This window comes from Cohnella sp. LGH (genome assembly GCF_017671885.1).
GTDB classification, from domain to species: domain Bacteria; phylum Bacillota; class Bacilli; order Paenibacillales; family Paenibacillaceae; genus Cohnella; species Cohnella phaseoli.
Genome location: NZ_CP072117.1, coordinates 7,631,395 through 7,650,205 on the forward strand (window position 1 = coordinate 7,631,395; position 18,811 = coordinate 7,650,205).

Genomic DNA, 18,811 nt, shown 5'->3' on the forward strand with positions numbered 1-18,811 from the left:
ATTATTCTCGGTTAATCGAACCACAGCGTAATTTCGGCTTTCCCGTCGAATCGTTCGATCAAGACGGTTTGTCGCGAAGGGGAATAGGAACCGCCCATCGTTCGCGAGGGAACCGCGCCTTCCGGGTGCGGGAGTCGGATGCTGACGAGACTCGGCTTTCTGTCCGAATGACAGACGACTTTCGCGGTAATCGTTCCTTGTTCCAAATTCGATTCTACGCGCAACGAGACGGCTCCGAAATAAGTTGCGATTCCGTCCAATTCGATTACGTTGCCGTCCTCCAGCCATTGGCTCGGAATTCCCGGCAGCAAGTTCAACCGCTCCTCCCCGTCTTCCATATAAAGCATCCAACGGGTTTGCATGAGGAACCAGCCTTCTTCGTGCGTCTTGTGCGGGCTGGCGTGCCAGAAGTGCTCCCAGAACGTATATGTCTCCCGGTCCGCCAATCCGGCGAAGCCGTTATAGTAGGCTTTCAGGAACGATTTGACCTCGCCGCGTTTCAGATGCACCCAAGGATGAATGCTGTAGTAAGGCTGGCTTAGCGCGACGTTGCGGGTACACATCAATTCATGATGATAATTCAACATGAATTCCGCTGCGGCTTCGTCCGGACGAACAACCTCTTGAAAAACGAGGTAGAGCGGGCCGAGAAGAGAATCCCGAGCGGCGACCGAACCGTGCGTCAGCCATTTGCCTCCTTCCCCGTTCACGGAAAGCGGTCCTCTGTGCTCCACCCAAGGAGGGACGGTCGGCACCCAGCTTCCGTCGGCAAGCGGAACGACCGGTGAACTCCTCATCGCGGCGAACAAAGCCTGACGGATATCCTCCTTCAGCGCTTGCGCTTCGGTTTCTACTCGCGCGGAACTGTCGGGATCGACGTTCCTCAGCATCTCCGCCAACCGGCTCATCCCCATATACGCATACCCGTTTAACATGAAGGAACGGAACGGGTCTTCCGGATCCGCCGTCTTCCCTTCCAGCATGCCGTAGCCTTTGCCTCGCAGCTCCTCCGTTTTATTGCGGTCTCTCCACTTCGCCAGATAATCGAACGCCTTTAGCAGGTGGTCCTTTACGTTAAGAATCCAATCTTCGTCTCGGGTATACCGGTAATGCTCTCCGAGGCTCCATAATGCGGCTCCCGTTTCCAGCATATAGCCGCCGTAGTTTTGCATCAGACCGTCCTCGTGCTGCTTATCCAAGAAAAATTGCAAGGCTCTCTCCGCAACGTCATTCCAGCCCATAGACTCCATGAATTGGATAATCGGCGAGCTCTCCGAGCCGATCGCCGTATAGACGCCTATCGTCGGAACGATCGTTCCGACGGGCTCCAGGCCGTAGGAGACGAGATCGAGATGGAGCAATCCGGCCTTGACCATCTCTTCGATCCGCGGCTCGGGAAGCTTGATCGACGCCGCCTGGGAAAGCTTCTTCTGCCAGAACGCGCGGCACTCCGCCAATCTGTCTTCAAAAGACTGCCGGCTCAACCCTTCGGCGCGTTCCTTGGAGATCGGACGGTGAGGCAAATAAAATTCAAACGTGACCGATTCTCCCGGAGGAAGGAGAAAGGCCGTCTCCTCCGTTCCAAGCGGCCGTCCGCCCAGCTTGGATACGCAGCAAACCCGCTCCTCCGAGTAGCTGACGAACCCGTTATCTCCGTCGAACTCGTATTGCTTGTCGTCGTTCAGGACGAATGCGTTGGGAACAACGTTCTTGAACCAAGCGTATCTGGGCACTCGCGCTTGGTTCGTGGCTACCGCCCGGAAGTAAAGCACCGTCTCCTCTTCCCGGTTCATCTCCTGCGGAAGGATCCGTTCCCGCAGCGCCGTCTGCTCTTCCGTCAACATATGAAAGTGGCCGAAGCCGTCGGCGGCCAAATAATGAGTGCCCCTTAACGTATCGGCATTCAAAGGGCTGCTTTCGTAGGAGACAAAAGATACCGTGTCGTAGACTACGTCGTTATCCTGGATAGATGCGTGCAGGATGGGGAGCGATCCGTCTTCGAGCCCGCGGGAGACGCCTTCCACGCAGCCAACACCTCGGCCAAGCATATACCGGTAGCAGACGGGCTTGTCCTCGTTCTCCGGCAGCGTCACTTCGTGACCGTGAAATCTCGGCTGCACCCAATCCCACAGCCTTTCCTCTCCGCCGACGCCGCGAAACCCGACGCCGAAAATCCGAATATCGCGCGACAACCCGAGCCATGTCTGCGAAGCGAGCTCGCGGGTATGGGCGGCTGCATTCGCGAAGGTTTCCTCCGGCTCGACTTCAATCCGTTGTAGCTCGGTAACCAGGTTCATCGCCTTGATGTCGAGCTCGATTTGCTCGTAAGTCCGATCATCGTCGGCTTGTGTGACGGCGACTCCGTAAGCGGGTATGTAGATCGGATAGGCCTTGTTCACATCCCGTAGAAAAAAGCTGAACGGGTGCTCCGGCGTATCGATCTTCACCAGGATGGACCGCAAGTCCTTCGCATCCTCCGTTTGCAACGTTACTTCCAGCCGCGCCGGACTTCCGTCGGTGGAGAAGCAAGCCCCTTCAGACTTGCCACTCCCCCGTACAATTGCCGCGTTTATCGTTCCAACGGTTGTCGAGACGGTTCCCCGGCTAGGCCCCTTCCTCCACTCCACCGCGATATTCACATCCATCTATCCAAGTCCCCTTTCTTCGTTCACGATCACGGGTCCTTTCCTTCAATTTTCTATCCTTTCACGCTTCCTAGAATCAAGCCTTTAGTAAAATACTTCTGCAGGAATGGATAGATTATAATGACTGGAATCATAGCAAGTACGATTTGAGCGCTCTTATTGGTCCTTTGATTAACAAAATCCAATAACCCGCCGCTTCCGTTGCTCGACATCGCTTGTATTTGAGCAGCGACATTAATAACTATCGTTTGAAGATAGCTTTGCAAAGGGTAATGTTGAGGCCTATTCATATATAGAAGACCATCAAACCACGCATTCCAATGATTCAGAAAGCAGAATAACACTAATGTTGCCAATGCCGGAGTGGACAATGGGAGGTATATTCGGAACAATATTTTCCAATGGTCTGCCCCATCTATGTGCGCAGCTTCTTCCAGCTCCTTTGGAATTTGTCTAAAGAAATTCAGTAGAACAATCATATTGAAAACAGGAAGTGCCGTAGGAAGTACCAGCGCCCATATCGTATCAATCAGATAAGTTTGTTTAATGACCATATAGGTAGGAATCATCCCACCGGAAAAAAGAATCGTAATAAGAAAGTACCAAGCGTATTGTCCCCTCAACCGAAACACGCTTTTTTCTTTGGATAGCGGGTACGCAGCCAATATCGTTAGAAGCATATTAATCCCAACACCCAAAACCACTCTATGAATAGAGACACCTAGAGCTTTAATATACGCACTTGTACTTGCAACATATTCATAGGATTTTGTCGTAAATTCCACCGGCCAGAACCAAACCTCACCTGCCGAAACTGCTGTACTACTGCTTAACGAAATGGCCAAAACATTCAATAATGGAAGCAAGCATGATAAGGATACCAGTATAAGTATCACGTAGTTCGATACCATAAATAGCTTTCTACCCTTGGTATTATTGTGAAGCAAACTCGCACATCTCCTTTAAAAAATACGGTAGTTGGCAAATTTATCAGCTAATTTGTAAGAAAGAGCAATCATGATAAAAGAAATGACAGATTTGAATAGCCCCACAGCCGTTGCCGGTGAATATTGTGCATCAACGATGCCAAGCCGGTAAACCAAAGTATCGATAATGTCCCCTGTTGCATACACCATAGGGTTATATAAATTGAAAATTTGTTCAAATCCTGCATTCAAAATATTGCCCAGGCTGAGCACAGTCATGAGAATGATAACAGGCTTGAGACCCGGCAAAGTAATGTGAAGGGTCTGCTTCCACCGATTTGCACCATCAACAATTGAAGATTCATATAAGGTCGGATCTATCCCCGTTAATGCTGCAAGAAAGATAACTGTACCAAATCCGAAGCTTTTCCAAATATCCGTAATGACCATAATGAACGGAAACCAGGTTTGATCTCCGAGAAAAAACACTTCTTGAATGCCAACAAAGTTTAACGCCTTGTTGACAATCCCCTCTGAAGGAGACAGGATATCAATAATTAAGCCAGATACAATGACCCATGAAAGAAAGTTAGGCAGGTACACAATGGTTTGAAAAGCTCTTTTGTGAAACTGTTTGGTTAACTCATTCAGTAGAAGAGCAATGAGGATAGGCACGATTAAATTCCCGATAATTTTCATCAGCGCAATGTATATCGTGTTCCATAAAACCTGATAAATATCCGGAAACTGAAGGATATATCTGAAATTATCCAAGCCGACGTACTTCGACCCCAAAAATCCATTTACAGGCGTGAAATTCTGAAAAGCTATAATAATTCCAAACATGGGGATGTAGCTATAAATAAAGACAAAAATAAAGGCCGGTAAAATCATCATGTGCAAGGGTATTTCTCTAATCCATTTCATTTTGTGCAAAGTTAATCACCTTCTCTGGTTATAATTACTTGGGAAAGATAACAAGACTGTGACCTTTCCCAAGAATTATGATCTACGCTTTTGCAAAATTAGTTGTTATAAGTCTCATTAACTTCCTTAGTGATCTGGTCTCCGCCAAGCTTTTTCCAGTCCTCGACGAATTTATCGAAGTCATCCACTGGGCGTACTCCCATAATGATTTTAGTTAGTACCTCTTGCTCCAGCTTTAGCAAGGTAGATTTCTTTTGTACGAGCGTATCGGTTCCCACGCCAGGCATCTGGTTAATCATTAAAAGATTATTGTCTCTATAATGCTTAAGTATGGCATACGAGCCATCGTCGGCCATTTTTTGCATATAAATCTGATGGTTCCCGTTGGAAACATCCCCTTTTTCCACAAAAGCCAGTCCTTGTTTATATTGGCTCTCCAACAAACTGTTGATTTCGCCTTTCATAGGACCATCGGTATATCGAAGCGTCTCATCGCTTTTATTCTTTAAAGCCGTATTTAATTTGTAAAAATCGTTCATCGCCAAGTCCGGATTATTCATGGCAGCAAGGGCGTAGGAGCTGTATAAATACGTACCGTCTTCCGATTTTTCAAATTTATTGCTATCTTCTTTCGTTCTATTTTCATCCACAACATACTTTACATATAGGTTCAGCATCTTGATTAAAGCTTCCGGATGTTTACTATCTTTACTAGCAACCATGTAACCGGATATTGGCCATGGATTTTCCGCCATGGCAGGCTTATCATCTATAGATACCAATGGATAGGGCTTCCATATGGCTTTAGGGTTCGTTTTAAGCATTTCGTCGAACGGCCAGCCTGTATTCCACTCCATCCCTATACTCATACCAATTTTATTTTTATTAATGTCCTCTACGACTTTACCGGGGTCTTTAACCCCGAATTCCTTGTCTATAAGCCCTGCTTTAAACATCTCCTGTAGCTTTATCAATGCATCTTTCATTTGAGGTTGAACGCTTCCATAGACAAGCTGGCCGCTATCATCCTTTATCCAAATGGAAGGATAGGCATGATATCCATTAAAGAAGCCTTCAAGTGAAGCTACCCCCATCAAATAGTCGCCTTGGAATCCACCGAAAAAGGCATTCGTTACAGCCAATCCGTACGTATCGTCCTTCCCGTTATTATCGGGATCCTGTTTCGCGAAAGCTTCGGCTATTTTCACAAAATCGTCCATTGTTTTCGGTGGTTGCAACCCCAGTTGCTCCATCCAATCCTGACGAATCCAGATCATCAAGGACTGACCGGCATAATCTCCTTGAGGGGATAACCCCAATAGCTTTCCATCCAGCTTCCCTGACTCAAAGCCTTGAGGAAAAGCGTTCATATACTTTTTAACAAGAGGGGAAGCGTATTTCTCAAAGGCATCGGTTAAATCCGCTAACTGACCATCATTTGCCAGCATCTTAAATTGTTTGGAATTCACAACGAAAAAATCAGCATATTCACCCGATGCAATAGATACATTTAATTTGTTATAGTAGTATTGAGTTGCTTCATCTGCTGCCCATGTCCATTTCAGTTTGATGCCTAGCTCATCCTCATAAGCCCTAATCCACCGGTTGTCATCAATGGTTTCTCCCTCTTCGAACTTTGTACTTATTCCAATCGCCTTAAAACCTGTCACTTCGATGGGAGGCGAATATTTACCGAATGGATCGGAAGAAGAAGCGCTTTCAGAAGCAGTTGCGGAAGCGGTTTCAGAAGCGGCCGATTCAACAACGGATGACCCCGTTTCGCTAGTAGCCGTATTCTTTGTATTGTTTGTACAGGCTACAAGCGAGACAATCAGCAATACGGATAGGAATGCCACTCTATTCTTGTTGACAAATAATCCCCACATACGATTACCTCCAATTTAATGTAAAGGCAGAGACATAGGTTGTGCACAACGCTATAAATAAATCATACTCGCAGTTAGCGAATCGCATAATATACAAACCGTTTACAATCTTGCCTTCCCTTTACTTGTTCATGCTAAGGCTATGGTCACGATATTCCTGGGGACTCATATTTGTAGCCATTTTAAAGGAACGTGTAAAATAAGGTGCGGAGATATACCCGACAGCTGCGGCAATTTCGTTAATTTTTAAGTTGCTATTTATGAGAAGCTCCTTCGACTTGGCCAACCGAGCCTCTTTGATAAAGTTGAAAATATTGTTGCCTGTAACTTGCTTGAAGAGTCGCGAAAGATAAGATGGATTGAAATGGACTTGCTCGGCTAGCAAGACAAGCGTCAAATCCTCTCCTAAGTGATCGATAATATATTTCTTGATGTGCGATACGGCAACGTCGGAGCGCTTATCTTCTTCTTTTCTTTGAATATCAAAAATCACATTCGCCAGCTGTAAAAAATAGGAGCCTGCATCTTTCCATGACGAGTGTTCATCCGCGCGCGTAAGCTTATTAATATTGATTTTCAATGCTATTTTCTCCATCAGGTTCCAACGGTTAATGTACGATAGAAATAGGATCGAAATGGAGTAAAATAGCTCCAAGGATGGATGATGGTCTTTACTTTCAATATTGTTAAATCCATTCACAGCATCCGATAATCCGATTAATAATTGATCTTGTTTACCGCTATCTAGAAGTCCTCCAAGCTCTTTTATTTTTTTCAATTGAAAATAAAGCTTTTGAGCCTCTATGCCCTCTTGGGCAAATGTTTCGAATTCATTCAGCATAAGGCCGCTGTCAACTAAAAAACCGTCCAATCCGGTACCGATTCGAAAGTTCAATAACTGCTTCAGATGAAAAAATCTTTCCGAGATGACTTCCCAACTGATAAGCCTATTATCTATAACAAAGGATAAGGAAATATCCACAACGTCCTTGCAAGCTGCCTGGATATTGTCTAACATTCCTTTTACAAACACTTGTGTATCAGCCCGATTGTCATCTGTGCCCGATGTCATTCCATCTCCGTTCGGCTGAATAATCCAAAGAAGCGTCGAATGATCGTATAGGATTAAGTAGGTTCTGACTTGGGTGTGAAGGAGTTCTTCAACGATAAGCTTAATTTTGAAATACGTTTGCGTTCTTTCGAAGCTGACTTTGTTGGCATTGAACTTATCTATGCTTCCTGCAAGCAATAATAACGGAGTAGACGCATCCAACTGAATTTCTAAATGACCGAGCTGCTGAGCGATTTCTTCTAAGGAATACGGCACTCCATTCAACAAGTCGAGCAGAAACTCTTTTTGTAACAGCGGTAATGCCTGTAGCATTTGATTTTTGGCATTATAGATGAGCTCATTCATTTCTATCGCAAACTCAAATTCTTTGAATGCCTTTTGCACTTCATTTACGATTACTTCATATCCTTCACTCTTTAATAAGTATTTGACACCGTCGTTTTTAGTTGCTGCATATATATAATCAAATTCGTTATACCCTGTAAGAAAAATCACCTTGCATTTCGGCCACTTCACTTTGATAATATCCAGCAGCTGCAGCCCACTCATCCCCGGCATACGGATATCCGATAGGACAACATCAATTTTGGTTCTGTTCAACCACTCCAATGCTTCATTGGCCGAATAAGCCTTGTACACATCCAGTTCCATAACCTCTATTTGCTTGCAATGCATATACAAGCTGTCTGCTATGTCTTGTTCATCATCCACAATTAGTAAGCTAAGCATCATTTCGTCTCTCCCTTTCTAATTCCATGGTGATCTTAACCGTTAGTCCGCCGTCTTTTCCTCGGTAAGCTTCCACGCCGCTTAATGGACCGAATTTCATTCGGATTCGCTGGTGGATGTTCATGATCCCTGTGATCTCTCCTACATCCGCGTCGCCTGAAATTTTACTGGCAAGGATATCTAGATCTGAGTCACTCATTCCATATCCGTTATCTTCAACAATTACATACAGAAATTGATTCATTGCCGTAAATCGGACTTTTACAACGCCGTCAGACAATGTGTTCTCGAGACCATGCTCATACGCATTTTCTATAAGGGGTTGTAAAATTAGACGAGGTACGACGATGTTCTCGTATTCCGGCGGCAAATCCTCGAACTCCAGACGCATGCGGTTACGGAAACGCCTGGCTTGAATTTCAGCATACGTCCTGGCATGTGCCACTTCAGCCGCAAAACTCACCTCATCGGAAGCATTGCGCGTCATATACTGAAAATATCCACCGATCTGTTTTGCAAACCGTTTGGAATTGTCGTGGTCTTCATTCTCCATCATGCTGTATAAGGTGAAATAGCTATTATACAGAAAATGGGGATTTATTTGCGACTGTAACTGCTTCAATTCAGCCTTCTGAGCAAATATCTTCTGTTTATAGACCTGATCTATCAACGTCCTCGTGTTTTCAACCATGACATTAAATCTTTGAAACAAATACCTGAACTCATCTTCATGATGATGTTCAATGAATACGTTCAAATCGCCATTTTCGACTTTTCTGAAGGAACTAACCAATTTTAGCATCGGCTTGTGAATGTACTTATAAGTTGAATACGAAAATAAAATGATGATAATGAGGGAAGTAATCGAGAAAAACCACAACCAATTGCTGTAACCCTTCAACGATTCAAACATGAATTTTTCAGGAATATACGTAGCCAGCACTAGATTTGAATGAGCAGATAATGCATAAAACACTTGATACGCCTTACCCTTTATTTCGAGTAGATCGTTGCCCACTTTTTTCTTTTCTATTCGTTCACCCAAGTATTGTTTCAACGGGATTTCAACAATCGGGTTATCATCCGTCGTAAGAAAATAATTGTGTAAAGGGTTCATTAATACAGCCCCACTGTCTTTATAATTGTTGAATTGATTCAAGGCTGATCTTATTTCTTTCTCGGTGAGTTCAACCGCTATAATAAAGGGGGATGATTTCGTGTTCTTATTAAATTCCAAAGGGCTCAAAAAGCTTAGGAACAACCTATTATCCCAGAAGCTAAAGTAGTTATGTCTTTTGTCCGGGATGTTATTAAGTAGCTCCCTATCGTTGCTTGTTATTTTGCTTAAGCCATTAGAGGCCGTAATTTTAATTTCGTCTTCGCTCGTTGGTAATAGTACGATAACGTCCTTGATATAGGTACTGCTGTTCTTTATGGCCAACAGTCTTTGTTGCAGACTTAAAATCGCGCTCGTCCGATCATATAGATTCATCGTTTCAGGTAGATTCGCAATCTTATTCAAATTTACATCGTTAATCAAATCACTTTGAAGCAGTTTTATCCTATCCATTTCCTTTTCGAAATTCTCGAAATAGAAGTTGATTTGAGACTGTATGGAATTTGAAATCTCTTTTTTTACTGCACTCATTCCGAGATTAAAAAAATTGATTCCTAACAAACAAATTGGGATCACGACCACAAGAAAGGTAAACAGCAGCCTTCTGAATATCCCCCTTTTCCATAACGTAAGTAACATCTTCATAAAGTTTCCCCCTATGGATTAAAACTTGAATAAGGAGGCGAATAATTCGCCTCCTTACAGCTTAGAGCTTGAATCGGATGTAGTCGATGCTGAACGATCCGGTGGTTACACTATCCTCTGGATCGAATCGTAATTGCTTCAAAACCCCTGTCCATCCTGGCACGGTAGACATATCCACGACATACTCGGTATAGTTCGGATCATTTGCTATCGTAGCAAATGTTTGCGATTTCGCTTCGCTCCACGTCGTATCCGCATTTGTCGTAAAATAGAATTTAGCCGTTCTAGCTGCCGTTGCATTCTTCATTCTAATTTTAATAAAATGATGATCGACTAAGCGTATGCCGAGATGATCCGCAGACGTCAAATTCGGGTCAGTTCCCGTCACATTGCCACCCATATATCCGTCGGCTTGCCATCCGAAGCCACTCGTATTTCCTCCGGCTGTCCAATTCTCGACTGTTGAATCAAAATTCCATATTCCCCCATAGTACGTAATGGTCGGATCAAAGTAAACCGCGTCATAGGCTGAAGAAGCTTTAGAATTAACGACAAACTGGAATTGATCTCCTGCAGTAACTGCAGCAATCTGATCGATAACGATGCCGGCCATATCGCTTACTTGCACAAATCCTCCGCCGATCGGCCACCAATCCTGATCGTTTTTCTTGATTTTCACCTGTACCCCGTCAGAAGCCGCGTTACTGACGCTCCTTCTCACATTAGCCATGATTCTGACAGTGCCGCTCGCAGGAGCAGTAAAGACTTGAACCGATTCTTTGTTAAGATCGGGCTGTTGTATGCCTGCGCCGACGAAGCTATCAGCCGATGTCCCTATCCACCGATTGTTGGTAGAATCCCATGTCATGTTATTTATCGTTCTAGTCGCTCCATCCCAAATCCACTCCTCATAACTCCATCCATTTACCCCCTGCGTGGATGAGAAGCTTCTGGATTGAGTATACATGGCAGCATTAGAAATAGTTATTTCATCTATGCTGAAAGAACCGGATGAAGCATCCTGATTCGGATCAAACCTCAATTGCTTCAACGTCCCCGACCAACCCGGCACCTCCGACATATCAATGAAATATTCGGTATACTTGTTGTCGTTCGCAGTCAACGTGAAAGTCTTAGATTTCGCTTCCGTCCACGATGCGTCTGAGTTCGTCGTAAAATAGAATTTCCCGGTTGTATTCGAGGAATCATTTTTCATTTTAATTCTAATAATGGTATTGTCGTCCGCATCTATACCCAAGTTGTCAGTCGAAAACAGGTAGGGATCGGAGTCTATGATCTCTCCACCCGCATAACCTCCTGTCTGCCAACCGAATCCGCTGATATCGCCGGACGCTGTCCAATCATCAATCGTGGAATTAAAATTCCATGCCTTTGCAGGAGCGTTAAAAATTCTTATATAGTCGATCCCGAACGACCCGCTTGAAGCATTCACCGCGGGAACGAGCTTGATCCTCTTCAAGGTTCCGCTCCATCCTGCAACATCCGACATATCGATATTGTAAATGGTATAATCCGAGTTCGCGTTAATTGTAAACGATTTCGAATTTGTGTCGGAGAAGGCTGTTTTTACTACAGTCACACTGTCAATGCTAAACGATCCACTTGATACATCTTTGTTAGGATCAATCCTGATCCTTTTGATGGTTCCTGACCATAATCCGTTTATTGCTTCCGTCATATCAATCGAATATTCAGTATAATTACTGTCATTCGCATGGATCGGGAAAGTTACAGACTTGGCTTCACTCCAGTTTGTATCGCTTGTCGTTGTAAAGTAGATTTGCCCAGTCGTGTTAGATGTCCCGTTTTTCAATTTGACTTTGATGATTGTATGATTTGCTGCATCAATACCGAGGTTATCCGGCGAAACAAGGAATGGATCCGGACCTGTTACATTCCCGCCTATATAGCCTCCTGTCTGCCATGTAAATCCGCCAACATTGGCGCTCGCAATCCAATTCTCAAGATTGGAATCAAAATTCCAGGCCGTGACATCGGCTGCGGTCGTAAAATACAATTTAGCGCTTGTCGCATTGGTGGCGTTGCTCATCCTGATCTGCACGACCTTTTTATCCGCTAAATCGATATCGGCATCCTTCTTCAATACCGTATAGGAATTATTCATAGAAACCGTACCTTTAAGCGCTTGCTCCTCGGTAACCCCGAATGCAGCCATGGAAGGTTCGTACATTCTCATTGTATAATGATCCGCAATAGGTACGCCGTTGAAATAGGATGTCGTTCCGCTATAACTTCCGGCGCTTTTAATCACTCCAGCATTAGCAACGGGAGTGCTGCTCAACGACACGGTCCACAGATAATCTCCCGGAGGCAATGCCGTCTGCGTCCAAACATAAATCCACGGATTGGCGGCACCGACGCTGTTATGGATGTACGTCATGAAGGGTGCTCCGTTAATCGTCGTTCCGTAGTCCGTATCCCATTTATAGAGTGATAATCGTAGACCCGTACCGGACCCGGTATATACCGGACTTAAGAGTTCAATTCTGTTCAACCAGCTTGTTGTCGTGAACTTCTCCGCCGCTACATCCGCACTGCCAATCGCGACAGTCGTTCGAGCCGCGCTTGCATTGTACATATCCGTTTTAATCGTATCGACTTTCCAGCCCTCCAGATCTGCCGGATTAACAAATTCCCAGGACTTTGCCGTTCCAGGCACATTGACGTTTTCGGCTAGGGGAGCGAGCCCCGGCATCGAAGCTGGGGTAGGAGACGGCGTTGTTACTGCACTCTCGTCCGTATAATAAGCATAGCTTAATCTTCCGTCGGGCGCTGTGTCGCCATTCACGTAAAAATCCATCACATCGCCGTCATTCTGCATATTATCCGCCCATTTGAATGCGATATTGACAGGATCGCCGATAAGTCCCAGATCGTTTCTCGGTATTTGAATCATCATTTCTTTACCGGAAATGCTATAGCTTAGATTAGCGTTCACCGTGGACCAGTTCCATCCCCCCGTGCTTTGTTCAAGCGTTGTGGTACCGGCCGTCACCCCCGTCCGGTTAATCACATAGTCGAATCCATTCCAGCCGTCTGTCGGATTTCCATCCGTGTTGATGAATAGCCGCATCCATGAAGAATCGGTATAAGAACTAATATTCTCCACACATTTTACATAGAAATACAGGTTGTTCGAATCTCTGGCCACCTTCATCACATCGATATCGTTTCGACCGGAATTGTTTTTGAAATAGAGCGCGCCATAGCCCCTGTAGTCTCTCGCCGCCGTGTCTCCCGTATAGTCCTTATAGGCTGGCGAAACATCGCTCCATTGCGAGAAATCCGTATTGATCGTAATGGTTTTATCCGCGCTTGGCGTTGGCATCGCGTTAAAGCCTTTATATTCTCGAATATATTTAGCAAGAAGCATATAGTAATTGTCTTTAAAGCCCTCCTTCATGGGTTGAAGATCGCGACTGTAGGCCATCGTTGCGGCATCATACGAGTTCACCTTGCGATTTCCGATTCCATCCCAAATGCCGGCCATCCATTCATTCCATCCCGTGATAAATACCATCGGAGGATCCTGAGCGATCGCATTGTTCCACTGCTCGATAAAATTGTAGCCCGAGTTGACGGCCTCCAAGCTATCGTCATGCATCCCGTTATGGTAACCCCTTCCCCAAGTACTAGGCAAACCATGAAATGCATTATCGCTAAATAAAAGGGACCCCGAATTTTGAGCGGGAGATACGCTCATGATCTCCTTTTGTCCGTTATAAGTATGGACTTGCTGAGGTCTTACGAAATCAATCCAGGGAAAGCCGTTGTCTTTCGGCGCTTCTGTCGGCCACTGCGCTTCCTTGATCGTGAAGAAACTAGACACAGCCGATGAAGCCTGACTGGAGATGCCAACAATCATAGGCTTGGATCTCCAATTGAACCAAAGATCCGGGTGTCTGTCCGGTGCCCCCGTTTTATAATATCGGTCATAAATATACTCCATGGTGCTGCCTGAATCGGTATTGGTATAAAAGGCGATTTTAGGAACGGGGGCGCCTTGATCGTACAAATCCTGCATAACGTCTAGCAGATTTTTGAGCACCGTATCGTATGTCGGTACATTGGTTGTATCAAATACGATAAAATCGACTCCTGCCTCCCCAAGCATCTGCAGGTCCTTGCGTATGACCCAAGGATCGTGATGATCATAATACCCATATAACGGATTCCCCCATAGATGATTAGTCCCTATTCCTCCCCACTCCGGTCTTCTATTGTCTAAGACGGAATCCGGATATTTTCTATATAAAAACTCCATATCATAAGGACCAATATCAAAGAACGAATTCAGAAAATAGAACATGCCGACGTACCGATTCCCCTTGACGTCCCCCGTATCGCTGTTCAAAGGCAAGCTGCGATTCAAGCTGTCGGTTCCCACTGTTGCATTGTATACATAGGTATCTGCCGCTGTTGCAGGCTCTGTAGGTAGAATGATGATCATTACGCTGCTGAACAATGCAAAACAGGCCAGTCTCAATACCCTTTGAGTCCATTTGCCAACTCTATTTTCTATCATGTCAATTTCCCCTTTCTTTGATTGGACTTCCAATTCGGAGAAGACTTTAATTAATTTGTAAACGCTTTCATTTTGGGTCGTATTCACAACATCTGGAGTGGCTTTCACAGGATGAATTGATATCATCCAATCCAGATTATTTCGTACAGCTTTGTTCATTTTCGTACCTCGACTTCAAATTCCTCCCCTCCGATTTCAGTTAGATACTCGTGTTTCGGAATTCAAGTTGAATATTATTTGACTGATCGCAAGTTTGTCAACACTTTTTTTCGACGTTTTTGTTTAAAAAATAAACGAGCCGTGGACGATCATACAGATCATTCATGGCTCGTTACACGTTAGTCCAACGATTTATTCGAGGCCTATTTCTGTCCGCTCTCTGTAAACCGTAGGCGATGTTCCTTCGATCTTTTTGAATACGCGGCTAAAGTAGAACGGGTCTTCAAACCCGACTTCGGCGGCAATTTCTTGCAGGCTGGCGACGCTGTTCGACAGCAAATATTTAGCCCGCTGGATTCGAAGCTGTTGGACATACGTTACGATCGTGATGCCCGCATACTTCTTGAACACCTGGCAGATGTACTCGTATTTGCGTTCGAGACTGCGTTCTATCGCTTCCTTCCTGACGTTTTGTGTATAGGTCTCGTCCAGATAGTTGACGATTCTACGAAAGGTTAGAAACGAAACCGGAATGTGGAACTCGTTGCTTGATTGCCGCAGTTCTTCAGCGATAAGCCCCAGCATACCGGCCAGGATAAGCGACATCCGGTAGCGATAATACCCTTCCGGCTCATTGGACTCCTCTATCAGCCTTTCGAATTCTGTCATTAGCCGATATCGGTTTGACAACTGGAATTGTCTCGGAATGAGCAGTCCATCGACATCGCTGCGAGATGAGGTTCGCAATTCATTGGGCAGAGCATGGACAATATTAAGATCTTCGCTATAATTCGTCGAGCTCCCCAGCTCATGCAAAGGCGGATCGGACGAAAACTGCACCCAGAAAAACCTGCCCGACTCTGTTTGCTTCAAACTGCTATGCTGCTCCCAGGGCTTTAACAGCAAGGTTTCTCCGGATTTCAGCACCATTTGGCGCTCCCCCACCTGCAGATAAACAGGCCCTTCCGCTACCGCGATCAATTCATAATGCGGATTATGATGGCTGCTCTCCACTAAGCCGCTTCTCGCTTCAAATACACCAGTCCATCTAACATCGAGTGAGGAAGTCCGAGGTAGCAAAAAGTACTCCATGCTTTACCTCCCATTTTTGCGATAGTCCTTATCTTAAAGCTGTACATGGATTTAACAACTCTCTCACTGCTATGATCATTATAACAAAATATAAGCGCTCAGAAGGGGTTTGAATCATGGCTAGTAAGATTATCAATGAACAGGACTACTATCGCCGGGTGTATGGAGGCTGGCTGGGTAAAAATATAGGAGGAACACTCGGAGCGCCGGTGGAAGGCTCCAAGGAACTGCTCAATTTAACGTTCTATCCCAAGTTACCTGACGGACCGCTGGAAAACGACGATTTGGATTTACAACTCGTTTGGCTTCATGCTTTAGAGCAATACGGAGCGCGATTAACAGCTGTCGAGTTAGGACAGGAATGGGTGGAACACGTTTTCTTTCCTTTCGACGAATACGGCTATGCCTTAACTAACTTGCGTAGAGGTCTAACCGCTCCCGTGGCAGGGTGGTTCAATAATCCGTTCACTCATTGTATGGGCTCACCCATCCGCTCGGAAATATGGGCAATGGCGGCTCCCGGCGCTCCGCATGTGGCTGCCTATTATGCCTATCAGGATGCAATCGTCGACCATGCCGGCGGTGAAGGCGTATACGGGGAGATGTTTTTCGCCTCTATTGAAAGCGCAATCTTCTTCGAAACCGATAGGGATCGGTTAATCGGCATCGGCCTACAGCATATTCCTGCAACGTGTCGGACCGCAAAAGCCGTTCGCGATTTGCTCCGCTGGCATAATGAGGGAAAGGATTGGATGGAAGCGCGCCACCTGATTCTTGAGAATCACGGAAACCCCAATTTTACGGACGCTCCGCAAAATATTGCTTTTACGATTCTTGGCTGGCTGTACGGAACCGATTTCGAGGACTGTATCCTGAAGGCAGTCAACTGCGGCTACGATACGGACTGTACCGCGGCGACGCTTGGTGCAATTCTGGGTATGATTCTCGGACCGGAGCTTCTTCCAGAGAGATGGGTTCATCCAGTAGGCGCCAAGATCGTCGTCAGTTCGCAAATCAAAGGCTTTCCCGCTCCAGCTCATTTGGACGAGCTTACGCATCGCACGATGGCGGTCGGACGCGAGATATTGGCGACATGGGGAACGGGTATCGAAATTCGATCCGACGCCTCTACCTCATTTAACCGTCCATCCACCTTCCCGAAAGTACCGGAATCGGTGACATCGCTATGGCATACTCCGTTTACCGCTAATCGTTACCTTCTCCCTCAAGGCACACGGACTGCCGGACTAGGGGTAGAACTGACAATCGATTACGGCATGGACGGCCCTTCTATCGGACGTGGCGGAACCAAACAACTGTCATTGACCCTAGTCAACCATTCCCGGGAGGCATGGAACGGGGAGCTCGATTGGCAGCTTCCTGAGAGCTGGAGCGGCATAGGTACTCGCCCCTATGCCCTCGCACCTGGCGGCGTCCTGGCTTGGACGGAAACGATTTGCGCACCTGATGCCATTTCCGTAACTAACGAGATTTCGCTAATCGTCCGCCGCATCCATGATGGTGCCCTATGGTCGAATGAAACCGTTAAATTCACCCTACTGGCCGCATCCCGATGGCAAATCTCCGGCCCGAATCAATCGGTTCAAACGGTCGACTTCGCCGGTGATCGTATTGACATAACCGGAGCCTTGAATACTACAGCCCCCGGTACCTATACCGCGGTTTCTAAGCTTGTAAATCCAAATGAACAAGCCGTCCGGTTGATTGCCGGAACTGCTAACCCGGTAAAAGTCTGGTTGAACGGGAATGTTTTATTCGAAGACGACCAAGAAACTGAGTTCATGCCTGCTTATCACCGTTCGCCGAGAAGCAAGATGCATGAACTAATGCTGCCTGCCGGCACCCATGAAATCCGGATCGAGATCATTAAGGACGAAAATCCGCTCGAGCTTTTCGTACTGCCGATCCTCGCAGAGAACTTAGCTAAGATCGGCGAGTTTTTTTACTTAATCGAAGTTTACTTCGACGCAGATGCACCATCTGTTCTACTCGAATAAGGGACAATGAATAAGAGTCAACCTAAGACTTTTTTATTTTGCCTCGAAAGTCACATTCAATCTTAGGTTAATCTTTCTTTTGAATAACTAGAGATAATGTAACGACATTCGAATTGACTGCCTCTAGCGGTCTGCCAAGCCATTACGCGAGCGAAATCGAGCAGGTGATCGCCTCTAGCGGTCTGCCAGACCGTTATGCGAGCGAAATCGAGCAGATGATCGCCTCTAGCGGTCTGCCAGACCGTTATGCGAGCGAAATCGAGCAGATGATCGCCTCTAGCGGTCTGCCAGACCGTTACGCGAGCGAAATCGAGCAGATGATCGCCTCTAGCGGTCTGCCAGACCGTTACGCGAGCGAAATCGAGCAGATGATCGCCTCTAGCGGTCTGCCAAGCCGTTACGCGAGCGAAATCGAGCAGATGATCGCCTTATCGATCCATGGGAGGAACTCCGGAGAGGGCAGCAGTCGATGACTGCACAAAGGAATTTTCGAATTTGGAAAATGAATCTTATGAAGAAGTAAAGAGGATATCAAGGAAATTAATAACGAGGAATATCGTTCAGAATGTCCTCTCCACCATAAAACAGCAACCTTCGGGTTAGACGCATTAATAACCTTGCCTCCCTCGGCCCAGTTATCATTTAGCCACCTTAATTCATCTACTGGAGATTGCTTTCGGATAAACTCTTCCGCATATTCCGGTCCCCAAAACAAATGCACGGGCAATGTGTCAGCTCGATCTGAAAGCTTGCCCGACTTCATCGTCTCCAAAGATTACCCTCATTTTAGCAATGTCGACTACAAACTCCACCGCAAACTACGTTCTATTCGTAGTAACATATATACACCATAGAACACCACAGAAAAAGCCCAAGGGTCGAAAGCTTCGGAACAATGAATGTATGGCCCTTCTTCGTAGATCGATTGTTTCACTTTGTAATACGTCGCTTTGACGATTTGTTAATGCTTTTGATAATTTAGCGTATTAACCTATGTGAATTCCTTCAAAACAAATTGCGCAATTTGT

General features: G+C 45.8%; 10 protein-coding genes. 2 read left to right on the forward strand and 8 right to left on the reverse strand.

All coding sequences use genetic code 11. The features are described from left to right. Positions 1 to 11 precede the first annotated feature (11 nt). From J4772_RS31445 to J4772_RS31480, 8 genes are all read right to left on the reverse strand, one after another. Positions 12 to 2,645, reverse strand: a complete 2,634-nt coding sequence (locus tag J4772_RS31445) for a glucosidase family protein (protein WP_209072927.1) — start codon at positions 2,643 to 2,645, stop codon at positions 12 to 14. A 53-nt stretch (positions 2,646 to 2,698) separates the two neighbouring features. After that, positions 2,699 to 3,592: a carbohydrate ABC transporter permease gene (locus J4772_RS31450; RefSeq protein ID WP_209072928.1), complete on the reverse strand. Its 894-nt coding sequence runs from the start codon at positions 3,590 to 3,592 to the stop codon at positions 2,699 to 2,701. A gap of 15 nt (positions 3,593 to 3,607) precedes the next feature. Next, a complete protein-coding gene (locus J4772_RS31455; RefSeq protein ID WP_209077557.1) occupies positions 3,608 to 4,498 on the reverse strand; it encodes an ABC transporter permease in 891 nt (296 codons plus the stop codon). A 98-nt stretch (positions 4,499 to 4,596) separates the two neighbouring features. After that, entirely contained in the window at positions 4,597 to 6,384 is a 1,788-nt protein-coding gene (locus J4772_RS31460; RefSeq protein WP_209072929.1) for an extracellular solute-binding protein, read from the reverse strand. Between the two features lie 121 nt (positions 6,385 to 6,505). After that, positions 6,506 to 8,188 (reverse strand): response regulator transcription factor, encoded by a 1,683-nt coding sequence (locus J4772_RS31465; RefSeq protein ID WP_209072930.1) that lies wholly within the window; start codon positions 8,186 to 8,188, stop codon positions 6,506 to 6,508. Then, positions 8,178 to 9,947, reverse strand: coding sequence for a sensor histidine kinase (locus J4772_RS31470; protein WP_209072931.1), 1,770 nt, complete (start codon positions 9,945 to 9,947; stop codon positions 8,178 to 8,180). Before J4772_RS31470 ends, J4772_RS31465 begins: the two co-directional genes overlap by 11 nt. A gap of 61 nt (positions 9,948 to 10,008) precedes the next feature. Further along, the gene (locus J4772_RS31475; RefSeq protein ID WP_209072932.1) at positions 10,009 to 14,673 is read right to left on the reverse strand and encodes a glycoside hydrolase family 71/99 protein; all 4,665 of its coding nucleotides are present in this window, start codon (positions 14,671 to 14,673) and stop codon (positions 10,009 to 10,011) included. Positions 14,674 to 14,865: 192 nt separating this feature from the next. Continuing rightward, entirely contained in the window at positions 14,866 to 15,765 is a 900-nt protein-coding gene (locus J4772_RS31480; RefSeq protein ID WP_209072933.1) for an AraC family transcriptional regulator, read from the reverse strand. A 116-nt stretch (positions 15,766 to 15,881) separates the two neighbouring features. On the opposite strand from J4772_RS31480, the gene J4772_RS31485 reads away from it, so the two are divergent. Then, positions 15,882 to 17,783 (forward strand): ADP-ribosylglycohydrolase family protein, encoded by a 1,902-nt coding sequence (locus tag J4772_RS31485; RefSeq protein ID WP_209072934.1) that lies wholly within the window; start codon positions 15,882 to 15,884, stop codon positions 17,781 to 17,783. 113 nt (positions 17,784 to 17,896) lie between these two features. Then, entirely contained in the window at positions 17,897 to 18,256 is a 360-nt protein-coding gene (locus tag J4772_RS31490; RefSeq protein ID WP_209072935.1) for a hypothetical protein, read from the forward strand. The last annotated feature ends 555 nt before the right edge of the window (positions 18,257 to 18,811 follow it).

Excerpts from the sequence above, each read along its gene's own strand:
- J4772_RS31470 (WP_209072931.1), bottom strand. The coding sequence starts at position 9,947 with ATGAAGATGTTACTTACGTTATGGAAAAGGGGGATATTCAGAAGGCTG.
- J4772_RS31480 (WP_209072933.1), bottom strand. The coding sequence starts at position 15,765 with ATGGAGTACTTTTTGCTACCTCGGACTTCCTCACTCGATGTTAGATGG.
- J4772_RS31460 (WP_209072929.1), bottom strand. The coding sequence starts at position 6,384 with ATGTGGGGATTATTTGTCAACAAGAATAGAGTGGCATTCCTATCCGTA.
- J4772_RS31445 (WP_209072927.1), bottom strand. The coding sequence starts at position 2,645 with ATGGATGTGAATATCGCGGTGGAGTGGAGGAAGGGGCCTAGCCGGGGA.
- J4772_RS31465 (WP_209072930.1), bottom strand. The coding sequence starts at position 8,188 with ATGATGCTTAGCTTACTAATTGTGGATGATGAACAAGACATAGCAGAC.
- J4772_RS31475 (WP_209072932.1), bottom strand. The coding sequence starts at position 14,673 with ATGAACAAAGCTGTACGAAATAATCTGGATTGGATGATATCAATTCAT.
- J4772_RS31455 (WP_209077557.1), bottom strand. The coding sequence starts at position 4,498 with ATGAAATGGATTAGAGAAATACCCTTGCACATGATGATTTTACCGGCC.
- J4772_RS31485 (WP_209072934.1), top strand. The coding sequence starts at position 15,882 with ATGGCTAGTAAGATTATCAATGAACAGGACTACTATCGCCGGGTGTAT.